Annotated in this window: 14 protein-coding genes; 5 read left to right on the plus strand and 9 right to left on the minus strand. The window is 57.9% G+C overall.

Annotation, left to right across the window (positions count from 1 at the left end):
- Positions 1 to 272 precede the first annotated feature (272 nt).
- The 5 genes from LAO21_11760 to LAO21_11780 all read left to right on the plus strand — a co-directional run bounded on the left by LAO21_11760 (position 273) and on the right by LAO21_11780 (position 5,447).
- The gene (locus LAO21_11760) at positions 273 to 974 is read left to right on the plus strand and encodes a response regulator transcription factor (GenBank protein ID MBZ5553389.1); all 702 of its coding nucleotides are present in this window, start codon (positions 273 to 275) and stop codon (positions 972 to 974) included.
- A gap of 288 nt (positions 975 to 1,262) precedes the next feature.
- Positions 1,263 to 3,017: a cell wall metabolism sensor histidine kinase WalK gene (locus LAO21_11765; GenBank protein MBZ5553390.1), complete on the plus strand. Its 1,755-nt coding sequence runs from the start codon at positions 1,263 to 1,265 to the stop codon at positions 3,015 to 3,017.
- A gap of 308 nt (positions 3,018 to 3,325) precedes the next feature.
- The gene (locus tag LAO21_11770; protein ID MBZ5553391.1) at positions 3,326 to 4,285 is read left to right on the plus strand and encodes a cation diffusion facilitator family transporter; all 960 of its coding nucleotides are present in this window, start codon (positions 3,326 to 3,328) and stop codon (positions 4,283 to 4,285) included.
- Positions 4,286 to 4,311: 26 nt separating this feature from the next.
- The gene (locus LAO21_11775; protein MBZ5553392.1) at positions 4,312 to 4,869 is read left to right on the plus strand and encodes a chromate transporter; all 558 of its coding nucleotides are present in this window, start codon (positions 4,312 to 4,314) and stop codon (positions 4,867 to 4,869) included.
- A complete protein-coding gene (locus LAO21_11780) occupies positions 4,866 to 5,447 on the plus strand; it encodes a chromate transporter (GenBank protein ID MBZ5553393.1) in 582 nt (193 codons plus the stop codon). The genes LAO21_11775 and LAO21_11780 overlap by 4 nt, the downstream gene beginning before the upstream one ends.
- Before the next feature lie 718 nt (positions 5,448 to 6,165).
- On the opposite strand, the gene LAO21_11785 is transcribed toward LAO21_11780, so the two are convergent.
- From LAO21_11785 to LAO21_11825, 9 genes are all read right to left on the minus strand, one after another.
- A complete protein-coding gene (locus LAO21_11785; GenBank protein MBZ5553394.1) occupies positions 6,166 to 6,495 on the minus strand; it encodes a cytochrome C oxidase subunit IV family protein in 330 nt (109 codons plus the stop codon).
- The gene (locus LAO21_11790; GenBank protein MBZ5553395.1) at positions 6,495 to 7,121 is read right to left on the minus strand and encodes a cytochrome c oxidase subunit 3 family protein; all 627 of its coding nucleotides are present in this window, start codon (positions 7,119 to 7,121) and stop codon (positions 6,495 to 6,497) included. Before LAO21_11790 ends, LAO21_11785 begins: the two co-directional genes overlap by 1 nt.
- A gap of 10 nt (positions 7,122 to 7,131) precedes the next feature.
- The gene (gene ctaD / locus LAO21_11795; protein MBZ5553396.1) at positions 7,132 to 8,766 is read right to left on the minus strand and encodes a cytochrome c oxidase subunit I; all 1,635 of its coding nucleotides are present in this window, start codon (positions 8,764 to 8,766) and stop codon (positions 7,132 to 7,134) included.
- A complete protein-coding gene (coxB, locus tag LAO21_11800; protein MBZ5553397.1) occupies positions 8,763 to 9,713 on the minus strand; it encodes a cytochrome c oxidase subunit II in 951 nt (316 codons plus the stop codon). Before coxB ends, ctaD begins: the two co-directional genes overlap by 4 nt.
- A 598-nt stretch (positions 9,714 to 10,311) precedes the next feature.
- Positions 10,312 to 11,199 carry an SCO family protein gene (locus LAO21_11805; protein ID MBZ5553398.1) on the minus strand — a complete coding sequence of 296 codons (888 nt, stop codon included), beginning with the start codon at positions 11,197 to 11,199 and terminating at the stop codon, positions 10,312 to 10,314.
- Positions 11,196 to 11,618, minus strand: a complete 423-nt coding sequence (locus tag LAO21_11810; protein ID MBZ5553399.1) for a hypothetical protein — start codon at positions 11,616 to 11,618, stop codon at positions 11,196 to 11,198. The genes LAO21_11805 and LAO21_11810 overlap by 4 nt, the downstream gene beginning before the upstream one ends.
- A 192-nt stretch (positions 11,619 to 11,810) precedes the next feature.
- Positions 11,811 to 12,992, minus strand: coding sequence for a hypothetical protein (locus tag LAO21_11815; GenBank protein MBZ5553400.1), 1,182 nt, complete (start codon positions 12,990 to 12,992; stop codon positions 11,811 to 11,813).
- The gene (locus LAO21_11820) at positions 12,989 to 13,579 is read right to left on the minus strand and encodes a cytochrome c (protein MBZ5553401.1); all 591 of its coding nucleotides are present in this window, start codon (positions 13,577 to 13,579) and stop codon (positions 12,989 to 12,991) included. The genes LAO21_11815 and LAO21_11820 overlap by 4 nt, the downstream gene beginning before the upstream one ends.
- A 4-nt stretch (positions 13,580 to 13,583) precedes the next feature.
- Entirely contained in the window at positions 13,584 to 14,093 is a 510-nt protein-coding gene (locus LAO21_11825; GenBank protein MBZ5553402.1) for a DUF3341 domain-containing protein, read from the minus strand.
- Between the last annotated feature and the right edge of the window lie 33 nt (positions 14,094 to 14,126).

Raw genomic sequence — 14,126 nt, forward strand, 5'->3', positions numbered from 1 at the left:
GTTGGCCGAACCTAAAGAGGCTAGGACTTAGCCAGAATTCCAGTTTTTCCAATCATATCCAAGGTAGATCTTCTTCGGTCAACAGGATACACTTACGGCTAGGGACGAATTGCTGATCCAGAACGACTGAGAATCGACAAATTTTCCCCGGCGACTGACAGCTTTTTTCTGGCGCCTGGCCTCTGACACCTGACACCCGGCACCTGACACCTCATTTCTGTTATGGCAACTGTTTTCTAACACCTAAAACCTATGACCTAACACCTGCTTTTATGGCCCGACGCATCCTCCTCATTGAAGACGATCACGACATCGCGGAGCTGGTGAAGTACAACCTCGAGAAGAACGGTTTCGAGGTTCACCTCCAGGCTCATGGCAGTGGAATACTGCCGCTCCTGCGGAAGACTCAGCCCCATCTGATCCTGCTGGATGTGATGCTGCCCGACGCGGACGGCTTCGAGCTGTGCAAGGAGATCCGGCGGGACCCCTCAGGAAAGGACATTCCGGTTCTCTTTCTTACGGCGCGGGCCGAAGAATTTGACAAGGTGCTGGGCCTCGAACTGGGCGCGGATGATTACATTACGAAACCCTTCTCACCGCGGGAACTGGTGGCGCGGGTCCGGGCCCACCTGCGGCGCGCCGAGAAGACCCAGGAGCCGGCGGTGGTCACGCAGGGGGGCATCGCCCTGAACCGGGACCAATGCGCTGTCCGGGTCGAGGGCGAGGTGGTGGAACTGAGCGCCACCGAATTCAAGCTGCTCGAGTACCTCCTTTCGCATCCCGACCGGGTGTTCAGCCGCGACCAACTGCTCGATGCCGTTTGGGGGACGCAGGCCTTTGTCACCCCACGCACTGTCGATGTCCATATTCGAAGGCTTCGGGAAAAAATCGAACGAGACTCTGAAAACCCAGCGTATCTGAAAACCGTGAGGGGATTCGGGTATAAGTTTGAGAGCGGAGAAGCCGAAAGCTAGGACAGTTTATATTCCAAAGTCCAAGCACCACAATCCAAATAAATTCCAAAGTCCAAACGCCAAATTCCAAACGAATTCCAAAACCCAAATAAATAAAACAACCTGGAGTAGAGGAAGCATCGGAGGAAACATTCTAAAACTGTATTCTGGTTTCTGCCGGCCGAATTCTAACTTCCATCTCCATGACACTTACAACTGAGAACTGACAACTGTTCTTCCGGCAACGGGTCTCTGGCAACTGGCAACTTTTTCTGACACCTGGCACCCGACCCCTGACACCTGTCTTCCATGCGCCGCCACCTGTTTACCAAGATTCTCCTCACCTACCTGGCGATCATCCTCAGCCTCCTCGCCGTTCTGGATTTTTATCTGACCCGCTTTACGGAGCGGCGCGAGATTGACGAGATCGCGCGCAACCTGGAGCAAAAGGCGAGGCTGCTGGCGCTCGACATCACACCGTCGAGTGCGATCGGGGACATACGACAGAAGCTTCTCGAGGCGCATCTGCCGGCCGACGCGCGGATCACCTGGATCGAGCCGCACGGCGTGGTCATGGCCGACACCAATGCCAATCCTGCGGAAATGGAAAACCATGCCACCCGTCCGGAATTCATCGAGGCCCTGGCGGGACGGGCAGGCCGCTCGATCCGGTTCAGCCACACCCTCCATATTGACTTCCTCTATGTGGCCGTTCCGCTTGAGGCGGACGGAAGGCTTTTCGGGGCGCTCCGTCTTGCCTATCCCCTCTCTGATTTGCAGCGCCAGATCCACGAAATCCGCCAGCGCATCCGGCTCTCCTCGCTCATCGCTTTTCTGCTGGCGGCCGTGATCGGCTACTTTCTCTCCCGGTCGCTGGTCTCGCGGATCCACACGTTGACGCGATTTTCCGAATCGATCGCCACCGGCGATTTTCAGAACCGGGCGCCGGTCGAAGGGAGTGACGAGCTGAGTTCGCTGGCCCAATCGCTCAATTCCACCGCCGACCAACTCCAACAACTCTTTGAATCGGTGGATTCCGAACGCACCAAGCTGCAAATGGTGCTCGAAAACATGTCGGAGGGAATCCTCGTCCTGGACCAGAGCCGGAAAGTCAGCCTGAGCAACCGGGCGATGGGGAACCTGCTGGGCCGGGCTTCTCCCATTCCCCCGGGGACTCCGCGGCATGAGGCTTTTCGCCACCCGGAACTCCAGGCCTTCTTTGAAAGCGTGTACTCGACCGGCGCCCCGGCGACCAAGAGTTTTCTGTTGCACTCCACGCCGGAGCGATATTTCCAGGCCACCCTGGCCCCGGTGATGAACGCCCGAGGCGCGATTGAGATGCTCATCGCGGTGTTTTACGATACGACGGCGATTGAGCGGGTGGATCGCGTCCGGAAGGATTTTGTGGCGAATGTATCGCACGAGCTGCGGACCCCGCTCACCTCCATCCAGGGCTATGCGGAGACCCTGATTGACGGGGCCGTCGACGACCCGCACCGGCGCGGCGAATTCCTCGAAAGGATCCGGCAACAGTCGGTCCGGCTCGCCAAGCTCACGGCCGATCTGTTGACGCTCTCGACGATCGAATCGGGAAAGTATCCGTTCAAACGATTGCGCGCCGATGCAAACCAGATTGTCCGCGAATCGATCGGGGACCTCGGGAGCGCCATTCAAATGAAGTCCATTTCGATCGGGTTCGATCCCGACCCATCGAACCCGGCAGTGGAGTGTGATCCTGATGCGATCCGCCAAGTCCTCTTGAACCTGCTCGACAATGCTGTGAAATTCTCGCTTCCCCGGGGAAAGATCGAAGTGGCCATTCGCCCCGATGAGGGAGGTCTCCGGTTCTCGGTCACCGACCATGGCATGGGGATTCCCTCGCTCGATCTCCCACGGCTGGGCGAGCGGTTTTATCGCGTCGACAAAGCGCGTTCGCGGGAGCTGGGAGGGACGGGGCTGGGCCTCGCCATCGTCAAGCACATCGTGGAGGCCCACGGCGGCAAGCTTTCCATCCAAAGCGAGTTGGGGAAGGGCTCGTGCTTTTCGTTCACGCTGCCGGTGTGAGCGAGGTCCCGCGATTGTATTCTCACATTTTCTGCCGGCCCTCCGGGCCTCGTGTATGATTTTTGGCGGACCCGCGTACCCCACCCTCGCTCCGTAAAAAGCACGGAGCTCCGATGGGGCTACAATCTTTCGGTCCTCCGGACCTGACTCGTTTCCCCTCGCTTACCCCACACGAGCTCAGCGTCCTTCGCGATCTCCGCGGTTAAATCTTTTCCCGAGGAGGCTGGAATTCCGCCGGAAACAAGACTCCAAACCAAAAAAGGTGTATTCTTCGCCTCTGCAGTCCGGAGCACGTCGTTTGTAAATCTATGTCCCTGCTTCACCGACATCACGGCAATGTGGGCTTCAGGCTCCTGTTGACGATTCTGTTGAACCTGGTCATCTTCGTGGCGGAGTTGGCCTTCGGAATCGTGGCCAACAGCCTCGCTCTCATCACCGATGCCTTCCACAACCTTACGGATTTTTCTTCCGCCGTCATCAGCCTGACCGCGCACCGGATTTCGCAGCGCGAGGCCGATTCCCGCCGGACGTTCGGGTACCAGCGTGTGGAAATTCTCGCGGCGGTCCTCAACGTCGCCGTCCTCTTCGCCGTGGCCGGAGTCATCTTCATCAAGGCCTGGCATCGGCTCCAGAGCCCGGCGCCGGTCCGGGGCGGACTGATGTTCGGGGTGGCCCTGGTGGCATTGCTGGCCAACGGGGCGGCGGCGCTGCTGCTGCGCGAGCCGGCAAAAGAAAACCTGAATGTGCGCAGCACCTTCGTGCATCTGGTCTCGGACGCGCTGTCTTCCCTGGGAGCCATGATTGCCGGGGTGTTTGTCATGGTGAAGGGATGGGGAATCACCGATTCCCTGGCATCGATTCTGATCGTGGTGTTCATCGTTTCGGGAGGGTGGGGCATCCTGAAGGAAGCGACGAACATTCTTCTAAATGCGGCCCCGCGATGGATCAAGGTGGATGACATCAAGGCGCGGCTGGAGCAACTGCCGGAAGTGGAGGGAGTGCACCATATCCACGTCTGGAGTTCATCCTCCGCCAGCGTGGCCTTTTCCGCCCACATTCTGGTGAAGAACCAGACGCTCGAAGAAGTGGACCGTCTTTCGCACGCCATCCGCGAGATCCTGGTCCACGAGTTTCAAATCGATCATCCCACCTTGCAGTTTGAGACCCGGCAGTACGAAGCGGTCGCCTTGTTCTGCAACGAGATTGCGGACCGGCACGATGAAACCCCCGGCCGGACCAGCCCTTCTTCCAGTGAGACGGTGAAGTGAACCCTGCATCCTCCGATCCTCATTCCATGTCCTCGCCGAAACCGAAAATCTCGCTGGGCCGGTTGTTTGCACGGTTTTTTTATCTGGGGCTGATCGGATTCGGGGGCAGTTCCGCGGTCCTCGGGTTGATCCAGCGCGAGTGCGTTGAGAAGCACCACTCGATCTCGGAAGACGAATTCCTTCACGGCGTCGCTTTCGCGCAAATTCTCGGCCCTTATGCCGTGAACACCGCTTTTTTCGTGGGGTACCACCTGGCGGGACTCACCGGCGCCCTCACCGCGGTCGTTGGATTCCTGTTCCCGTCGTTTTGGATTGTCGTGGGCCTCTCTTACCTCTACTTCCATTTCCATCAGATTCCCCAGCTGCAATCGGCCCTGGTCGGGATCGGCCCGGTCATCATTGCCTTGATTCTGTGGGCCGCCTACATGATGGGAAGGCCCAAGCTGAAGAACCCCTCATTCGTGGTCATCGCTCTCGTCGCATTTGCAGCTGCGTACTGGAGAGTCAACACCGTCATCATCCTGGTTGCGGCCGGGGCCCTGGGGCTGCTGCGGTACCGCCTGAGAAAGCAGGTGCCGCAATGAGACTTCCTTCGGCTGTTTCAAGAATCGCGGCGTCGGTGAGTCTCAAGGCACTCAGTCTGCCGCTCATCCTGCTGGGCTGGGTGTTTCTGAAAACGGGTTTGGTCTTCTTCGGGGGCGGGTTTGTGTTGATTCCCATCCTGCACCGCGACATCGTGACCCATTTGAGATGGCTCACGGAGGGAGAATTTATTGACGGGGTGGCCATCAGCAGTCTGACCCCGGGCCCGATCGCGATGATCTCCACATTTGTCGGTTACCGGAGGTTCGGGATTGCGGGGGCCGCGATCGCCACCCTGGCGCTCTTTTTGCCCGCCATGGTGCTGATGTACATCATCTCGAGGGTCTATTTAAGATTCAAGGATGCCAAGATAGTCGGAGAATTTCTGGAAAGCGTCATTCCCGCCGTGGTCGGCCTGATCGCTGTGGCGGCCTTACAATTGGGCCGGAAAGCGATCCACAACTGGGTGGACGGTGTCATTGCGGCGGTGTCGCTGGTTCTGCTGATCCGGTTCAAGGTCAATCCGGTGTGGCTGCTGATCATCATGGCCACCGCCGGATTCGTGTTCAAGATGGCGTAAGGCCTCGACTCACAAATTGAATTTTGTGAGGTGGAGGAAGATGTGGAATGCGGTGGAGTAAGGTGTGGAGCGAGCGGGAAGAAGGTGTGGAGCGAGCGGGAGGAAGATGTGGAGCGAGCGGGAGGAAGATTGGAAATAGAGTCAAGTTAGGCCCGGAGGGCCGCCAGAATGTAGCCCCACCTGAGCTCCGCGTTCTGTGCGGAGCGAGGGTGGGGTACCTGAATCAAAAATCACCAGAGCCCCGCTTGCGGGGCGAAAGAATCGCCGTAGGCCCGAAGGGTCGCGTTGTCGAATTTTCCAGGGCGACGGAATGCGGCATCGGAAGCAGCCCCACCCGACGCCCCGCGTTTTTTGCGGAGCGAGGGTGGGGTAGGGATAAGGAAAAAGGTAAGAGCCCCGCTTGCGGGGCGAAAGAATCGCCGTAGGCCCGGAGGGTCGCGTTGTCGAATTTTCCAGGGCGACGGAATGCGGCATCGGAAGCAACCCCACCCTCGCCCCGCAAAGAGCGCAGGGCTTCAGGTGGGGCTACACTCGGACGACCCTCCGGGCCTAATCTAATTCTTCGCTCATCCTGACGCTGCCTTGCTCTCCCGCAGGAAGCGCGGGACGGCGGGCTGGCAAAAGACAAGGCCGAGGCGGCCTTCGAACAAGTTCTCCTGCAATACATCGTTTAACTTTGTGCCAGTTGTCCCTGACAGGGCTTTCACAGTCTCGCCTTTCATGGCCGCTGGACGGACGACGTCGTCTCCCATCCCCGAGGGTTGGGATCCCAGCTGCGGGTGAGGTTGTCAACAAGCGTCAATCCGATCAAGAGGGCGAGCCAGAAGAGCCCTCCCAACATGACAAGCCTTGGCAGTGCGCTGCTGTAACGCAGATGCATGAAGAACAAGACGACGAGCGTGGCCTTGCAAACGGCGATCGCCAGCGCCACCACGGTGTTCCATCGACCGAGGTCATAGAATCCTACCGCGGTGGTCACTCCGGTCAATATCAGCAGAATGAAAAAGACAAGAAAATAAATTCCGGGATGGACGACGTGGTGCTTCACTAGCGGCCTCCCACCAGGTAGAGCAGCGGAAAAAGAAAGATCCAGATGATATCGACAAAATGCCAGTAGATCCCGATGGCTTCCACCGGGTTGTGCGAGTCGGGGGTGAACCGTCCGCGACCGGCCAGGATGACCAGTGCCGTCAGGAGCCCCAGCCCGATGATCATGTGGAGGGCGTGCAGCGCCGTCATCGCAAAATAGAAGCAAAAGTAAAGCTGCATCTGCGGAGGATAGACCCCCTCCGGCGCAAAATTGTAGCCCGGTATCAGGTGATGGTGGTACTTCGTGGCATACTCCACAAACTTGATCCCGAGGAAAACCGATCCGAGGATCATTGTAAAAATTAAGAAGGCGACCAGAAGTTTGCGCTTCCCGGTTTGCGCGGCATAAACGGCGAGCGCCATGGTCAAGCTGCTGCAGATGAGCACGGCTGTGTTGACGGCACCCAGCTTCAAGTCGAGCAAATGGCTGCCCGCCACAAAGGAAGTAAAGTACTGAGTCCGGTACACGGTGTAGCCGGTGAACAGGCCCCCAAAGAACATGATCTCGGTGGCGATGAATACCCAGATTCCCAGGCTTGCAGCCTCGCGCTGTTGGTCCAGATCGTCAAATTGATGGGCCGCCACGGCGTGACTGTCAGGCAACTTCCACCTCCCGGGACGGATAGTCGTACGCTTCCCCGGTGACCACCGGTGTCTCCTCGAAGTTGTCGGTCGGCGGCGGTGAAGCGGTCTCCCATTCCAGGCCCTTTGCCCCCCAGGGGTTGGAGCTCGCGACCGGACCATAACGCATCGACCAGATCAGGTAGATCAGGGGGATCAAGTACCCCACCCCCAGGATCGATGCCCCCGCCGTGGACATGACGTTTAACACCTGAAACTCGGGTGGATAAACCGGATAGCGCCGCGGCATGCCGAGATAGCCGAGGATGTATTGCGGAAAAAAGGTCAGGTTGAATCCCAGGAAGATGATGAGCGCCGAGAACCGGGCCCATCCTTCGGGATACATTCGCCCGCTGATCTTGGGCCACCAGAAATGGATGCCGCCCAGATAGGCCATGACCGCCCCGCCCACCATGATGTAATGAAAGTGCGCGATCACAAAATAGGTGTCATGAACATGCACATCCATTCCCAGCGAGGCCAGGAACATGCCCGTCACACCTCCCATGGAAAACAGGCCGATGAATCCCATGCCGTACAACATCGGCGCCTCATAGGAAATGGATCCCTTGTAAAGCGTCGCCGTCCAGTTGAAAACCTTGACGGAGGAAGGAACGGCCACCAGGTAACTCAGGATGGAGAACACCATCCCCGCATACATCGACACGCCGGCGACGAACATATGATGAGCCCACACCAGAAACCCGAGCAGCGCGATGGCCAGACTCGACATGGCCACAAAGCTGTAGCCGAAGATGCGCTTCTTGGAGAAGCAAGTGATCAACTCGCTCTCTACCCCCATCGCCGGAAGGATCATGATGTAGACCGCAGGATGCGAGTAGAACCAGAAGAGGTGTTGAAAGAGTAATGGATCGCCGCCCAGGGCGGGATTGAAGATTCCCAGATGGGCCACCCTCTCCAGCGCAATCAGCAGAAGGGTGATTCCGATCACCGGTGTTCCCAGGATAAAGATGACGCTGGTGGCGTACATCGCCCAGATGAAGAGCGGCAGGCGGAACCAGGTCATGCCGGGGGCCCGCATTTTGTGAATGGTGACAATGAAATTCAGTCCCGTCAGGATGGAAGAGAACCCTGTGATGAAAACCCCCATGGCGGCGGCCATGACGTGGGTATTGGAATACACGCTGCTGTAAGGGGCGTAAAAGGTCCATCCGGTGTCCACCCCGCCCGCGATGACCGCGTACAACGTGAACAGGCCGCCCACGATGTAAACGTACCAGCTCAGAAGGTTCAACCGGGGGAAAGCGAGGTCTCTGGCCCCGATCATGAGGGGCACCAGAAAATTTCCCAGCACCGCCGGAATCGATGGGATTAGAAAGAAAAAGACCATGACGATTCCGTGAATGCTGAACAGCTTGTTGTAAGTGGCCGGCTCGACCAGCAGCCCCGTGGGCGTCAGCAGGTTCATCCGGATCAAAACCGCAGCACTTCCGCCGACGAGAAAGAACAGGGTGATGGAAGCGAGATAGAGCAGTGCGATGCGTTTGTGATCGGTGGTCAGCAGCCACGATTTCACCCCGTAATGAACATTCAGGTAATGAACGCGCGAGGGGGACTGTTCGGGTTGTTCCACAGACAAGGTGCTCATGGGGCGGCCTTCATCCTTTCTGGCGATTCCGGGATCTTCAGCGACTTGATGTAAGCGATCAACTGCAGGATGCCCTCTTCATTCACCTGGCCCTGGAAGGTCGGCATGATGGGCTGGTATCCGGCGACCACCCGGGCCGCTGGCCGGAGGATCGACTCGCGGATATAGGCATCGTCGGCCATCGTGGTGGAACCGTCGGCCAGTTTGACAGGCCTGCCATAAACGCCAACGAGTGTTGGCGCTCGGCCGGAATTGTCGGGATGATGGCAGTTCGTACAGGCTAATTTCTGGAAGAGCCGGGCGCCGGCCTGCTCCATGGTTTCCCCTCCGGCCCCGCCACTCAGCCACTGCTGGTACTCCGCCGGGTTCATGACGACGACCCATCCCTTCATCTCCGAGTGGTTGGTCCCGCAATACTGCGAGCAAAAAAAGTGGTACGTGCCCGTTTTCGTCGCTTCAAACCAGAGGCTGCTGTAACGGCCCGGCAACACGTCTTTCTTCACTCGAAACGCCGGGATGAAGAAATCGTGGATTACATCCTCGGACGTCATCGTCAACTTCACGGGCCGTCCGACCGGGACATGGAGTTCGTCGATCTCCCGCTTCCCTTCGGGATGCTGGAGTTTCCACATCCATTGCTTGCCGACCACAAAAATTTCCAGGGAGCCGGGGGGTGGATGAAATTCCTCATAATAGATTTCAGCGCCCCATCCAAACATCACCAGCATCAGCAGGAATGGAATGCCAATCCAGGCGACTTCGAGGAACATCGTCTCGTGGACTTTCGGCGGCACTTCATCCGGAGACCGTCGGCGGTATTTCACGGCAAAAACAAAGATCAACACAAAGACCAGGATGGCCACTGAACCGGTGACTCCCACGAGGAACAGAAAGAGGTGGTCCACACTGGGGGCGAAGGTGGAGGCTTGTGGCGGCGCTAATGGAATTCCTGGTGGCACTGTTCGAAGTCCTCAAAAATGTTGGTACTTGCCGTGGTCTCTAGCTTGGTCGAAGATCCGGGCGCTCTGGGAACCGAAGCCAGAGGCCAGAAGTCAGATTTGGTAGCCTTCCACCGCGGTGGATTCTTTGCCGGCGGGGGCTCTTCCATGGGTGCGTGCACAACCGGTGATTCGTTGCATCCTGCGAGCAAACGCCCCCGCCACATAAACCCGTGGCGAGGCTACCAAACCATTCCACAACCGCTCATTGGGCGCATCCTGCGAACAAATGCCCCCGCCGCTTAAACCCGCGGCGAGGCTACCAAAACATTCCACAACCGCTCATTGGGCGCATCCTGCGAACAAACGCCCCCGCCACATAAACCCGTGGCGAGGCTACCAAACCATTCCACAACCACTCATTGGGCGCATCCTGCGAACAAACGCCCCCGCCACATAAACCCGTGGCGAGCCTACCAAACCATTCCACAACCGCTCATTGGGCGCATCCTGCGAACAAACGCCCCCGCCACATAAACCCGTGGCGAGGCTACCAAACCATTCCACAACGGGTCATTTTGTGGATCTCCCAACCAATTACCAAAACTCATGGCGATGATTTGGGCACGGGTGCAGGTCGGTGCCGCTCATTGCGAAATAGGATGAACACCAACGCGCCCATTGCCAGCACGGTCATCAATCCTCCCAACTGGAGGGCCCGTGAAATCACCAGCCCGTATTTTCCTGTTGCCGGGTTGTATTGCGAGCAAAACAACATGACCGCGTCAACCGGGGATCCAATCTTGTGGTTCGAAGCTTCGACGAGGCCCAGGCGCAGGTCACGGGGCACATACGTCACTCCGTAAAAATAACGGGAGACTCTTCCGTCGGGAGTCAGCACCATGACAGCGGTGGCGTGATTGAACTGGCCGGTGGAGGAATCGTAGGTGTACCGGAAGCCCACCGATTGGGTCAGCTGTCGGATGGAGTCCTCGTCCCCCGTTAAAAAATGCCAACCCGCCGTGGCGCCGGGACGGGCATAGAGACCGGTGTAAACCCTCTTCTTGGCCTCCGCGATTTCGGGTTTGTCGCGCGGGTCGAAACTGACGGTGACCACGTCAAATTGATTGCCGATGTCGAACTTGACCTCCCTCAAACTGTTGAGCAGTCCATTCAGAACCATCGTGCATAGCATGGGACAGCTGTAATAGACGAGTGACAGGACGACCGGTTTCCCCTCAAAGTAATCCCCCAGACGAACCACTTTCCCCGTTTCATCGCGGAACGGAAGATCAAGCGGAACCTGCGCACCAAGCCGCTGGTCGATGCCCACACCCTCAAGCGCCGGTGGCAATCCGTTCTGCGCCCTCAGCGGCATGGTAAACACCATCATCGAGACCCCAAGCGCCACAACGAGCCGCAAGGCTGAACGGGCGGGCCGAGATCTTTGAATCTCCAAACCTGCCTCCGTTGGCTGGTTCCGATCTTTCTTCATTTTTTACCTTTCACCAAGGCTTTATCTTTCGTCTCTCCGCGAACAGGAAGACCGCGCTGCGTGACCAGGTCCATGGCTCGGTCAATTGGAATCCAAACAATCCCGTTCTGCCGGTCCACCCATCCATAGCCGTCCAGCTTGGCATCCTCAGCAGCGCGGAACTCCCTCAGATCGGCGCCTGGGCTCACCTGAAGTTGAGGCGAAGGGGGAACCTGCCGCGATTTGACAAGCGGAGAGGGTTGAGGTCCCAACGGCGCTTGATGTTCCTGGAAGAAATCCGCCAGCCGCGCCATCGCATACAGAGACAGCAGAATGACCAGGGCCAGCCCGATGGCGAACTTGATGATGCTGGGCGCATGGGCATCGGTGATCTCGTGCCCGAGAGGCGTCTCCGGATGAGCGGGTTGCTTTTCTTTCATGCTGAATGCCTAATCAACAGAATTTGTGCCGACAAGGGCGAAAAAATCGATCATTAGGAAACCCGGAATATAGGAAGTCAAAACTTCCAATCAAAAACCATGGCAATGATTTAAGAAACCCTCCTTCGCCAGACGGTCCCCTGGTTTCATGGCTTCCTAATAACAGCTGTTCCTGGTTTCATCTCGTCCAGATCAGGCCCTCTCTTCCTGCAACAAAAACTTCTCCACACGCGGGTCGTGCAGGGGTATCAAAGGACGTTTCTTCAATTGCCAGGAAAAAAATGCGATCCAAAGTCCACCCACTCCGATCGCGGCGGCAAAATCCATCCATGAGACATGGAACTGTTTTCGCCGGAGCGCCGGCTCGATCAGCCAGAAGGTATCGATGAGCTGCATGACCAGCACTCCACCAGCGACCGCCCCGAGTGCGCGGGCCTTCCGCTTCACATCCCGGGACAGCAGAAGCAGGAATGGCACCGCAAAATGGAAGACCGCCAGGATCAGCACCACGTTGCCCCACCCTCCCGCTGTACGGCGCAGATACCATGGAATCTCATCCTGCAGGTTGCCCGACCAGACGATGATCAATTGCGCTACAGCAATGTAGGCCCACAGGACAACAAATGTGAGCAGGAGGTTTCCAAGATCGTGGAAGGATTTGGGAGATGTCACCGCGGCGAAAGGTTTGTGCTCCGCGAGGATCATGGCAACCACAATCACAAACGACAAGGCCGAAAGCACCTCTCCTACGATGAACATCATTCCATAAATCGTCGACGACCATTGCGGCTCGAGCGACATGACCAGGTCAATGGAGGCGAAGGTCACCGTAAGGCCAAAGATCACAATTCCGGGTCCGCTGAGTGATTGTAACCGTCTCATGAGGGACGGCCCGCCGGTCCGGTCCTGCTCGGTGGACCACTTGTTCAGGAGATGGCTGTACACAAGCCAGACGATAAAATAGACGGCCATCCGGACCAGAAAAAAGGGGACATTGAGATAGAAGCTCTTTTGCTGCAGCTCCGGCGAATGGAGCACCTCGTCCGGTCGGGCCCAGAGGTAAAGATGCCTTAAGCCCAAGAGGATCGGGACGAATAACACGAGCATCACCCACAGGGTCCGGCTCGCCGATTCGAGGAGACGCCGGATGGCGAGGCCCCAGTCCCCGCCGACCAGATGATGCAACATCAGGACCTCGGCACATCCAATGGAGATTCCCATCCAGAAGACAAACGCGAAGAGATAGGATTGATAGAACTCGTCGGGGCGCGAGTAGGCCCCGATGCCGCACAGCAACAGGGCGACGGCGCCCACGATCGCCGCCCTCTGCCCGACGCGTTCCAGACCCGGCTGAATGGATGTCTCCGAATTCATGGCCCTTCCCGTTGAAGTTGCGCCCGCGACTCGGGCGGGACATCCGCCATGGTCGCATTCTGGCTCAGCTGCAAGACCCGGATGTAAGCCACAATCGCCCACCGGTCCCGCGGAGGGATTCGGGAGGCAAAGCTATACATCGCTCCAAAACCGTTAGTAATCACATCGAAGAAGTGTCCAACTGGCGCTTTTCTCAACCGGTCGATGTGGTAGGACGGGGGATGACGGAATCCGCGCTGGGGGATGATCCCATTGCCCGAGCCGGTACGGTCGTGGCAGGGAGAGCAGAAGATATTGAATCGTTCCCGTCCGCGCTCCAATACGCCCCGGGTCACCGGGAATGGAAAGGTCTCCGCATCCACGCCATTCACCTTTCCGTTATAAAGATGTTCATCGATGCGGAGATGCCCGCGCGCCACTGTTCCTTCAACGAGCGGCCGGGCCGAGCGTCCATCGTCAAAGAACGTGCTGGGTTCGAGCGATTTGTATTTCGGTTGAACATGCATGTCGGTCCGACACGCCCCCAGGAGGAGCATCGCCATTGCCGCGGCTGCCAGCAAGATGAATTGTGTCCTGCGGTCGTTCATCGTCTTATCGCGATACCTCGGTGACCTCACGGGCATGCAAGCCTGCGAGAAAGTTCTTCGTCTTCTCCGTGTCAAACTTGGGATCGCGGGCTTCGATGCACAGGAAGAACCGGTCCCGCGTTGCCAGCGCAAACCGCGGCGAGTTGAAAACCGGGTGATAAGGCATCGGCAGTCCATTGAGGGCCAACATCCCCAGTACGGCGGAAAGAGCGGCCACGAGAACGGTCATTTCAAATGTAATCGGGATAAACGACGGCCAACTGTTCAACGGTCGGCCCCCGATATTCAAGGGATAGGAGATGGCAGAGCACCAGTATTGCAGGTAATAGCCGCTGAGGCATCCGACCACCCCGCCAATCAGCACGATGACCGGAAGCCGGCGATCATGGAACCCGATGGCTTCCGCCAACCCTTCGACGGGCAAGGGCGAGTAAGCATCCATGCGGCGATACCCTTCTTCCCGCGTCGCGTGTGCGGCGGCAATCAGCGCCTCCGCGGTCTCGAATTCTGCCATGAGTCCATACAGCGGATGTCTTTTCATACCTTG

The organism is Terriglobia bacterium, from assembly GCA_020073085.1.
In the GTDB taxonomy this organism is placed as follows: Bacteria; Acidobacteriota; Terriglobia; order JAIQFV01; family JAIQFV01; genus JAIQFV01.

Excerpts from the sequence above, each read along its gene's own strand:
- LAO21_11760 (MBZ5553389.1), top strand. The coding sequence starts at position 273 with ATGGCCCGACGCATCCTCCTCATTGAAGACGATCACGACATCGCGGAG.
- LAO21_11765 (MBZ5553390.1), top strand. The coding sequence starts at position 1,263 with ATGCGCCGCCACCTGTTTACCAAGATTCTCCTCACCTACCTGGCGATC.
- LAO21_11770 (MBZ5553391.1), top strand. The coding sequence starts at position 3,326 with ATGTCCCTGCTTCACCGACATCACGGCAATGTGGGCTTCAGGCTCCTG.
- LAO21_11775 (MBZ5553392.1), top strand. The coding sequence starts at position 4,312 with ATGTCCTCGCCGAAACCGAAAATCTCGCTGGGCCGGTTGTTTGCACGG.
- LAO21_11780 (MBZ5553393.1), top strand. The coding sequence starts at position 4,866 with ATGAGACTTCCTTCGGCTGTTTCAAGAATCGCGGCGTCGGTGAGTCTC.
- ctaD (MBZ5553396.1), bottom strand. The coding sequence starts at position 8,766 with ATGAGCACCTTGTCTGTGGAACAACCCGAACAGTCCCCCTCGCGCGTT.
- LAO21_11805 (MBZ5553398.1), bottom strand. The coding sequence starts at position 11,199 with ATGAAGAAAGATCGGAACCAGCCAACGGAGGCAGGTTTGGAGATTCAA.
- LAO21_11810 (MBZ5553399.1), bottom strand. The coding sequence starts at position 11,618 with ATGAAAGAAAAGCAACCCGCTCATCCGGAGACGCCTCTCGGGCACGAG.
- LAO21_11815 (MBZ5553400.1), bottom strand. The coding sequence starts at position 12,992 with ATGAATTCGGAGACATCCATTCAGCCGGGTCTGGAACGCGTCGGGCAG.
- LAO21_11820 (MBZ5553401.1), bottom strand. The coding sequence starts at position 13,579 with ATGAACGACCGCAGGACACAATTCATCTTGCTGGCAGCCGCGGCAATG.
- LAO21_11825 (MBZ5553402.1), bottom strand. The coding sequence starts at position 14,093 with ATGGCAGAATTCGAGACCGCGGAGGCGCTGATTGCCGCCGCACACGCG.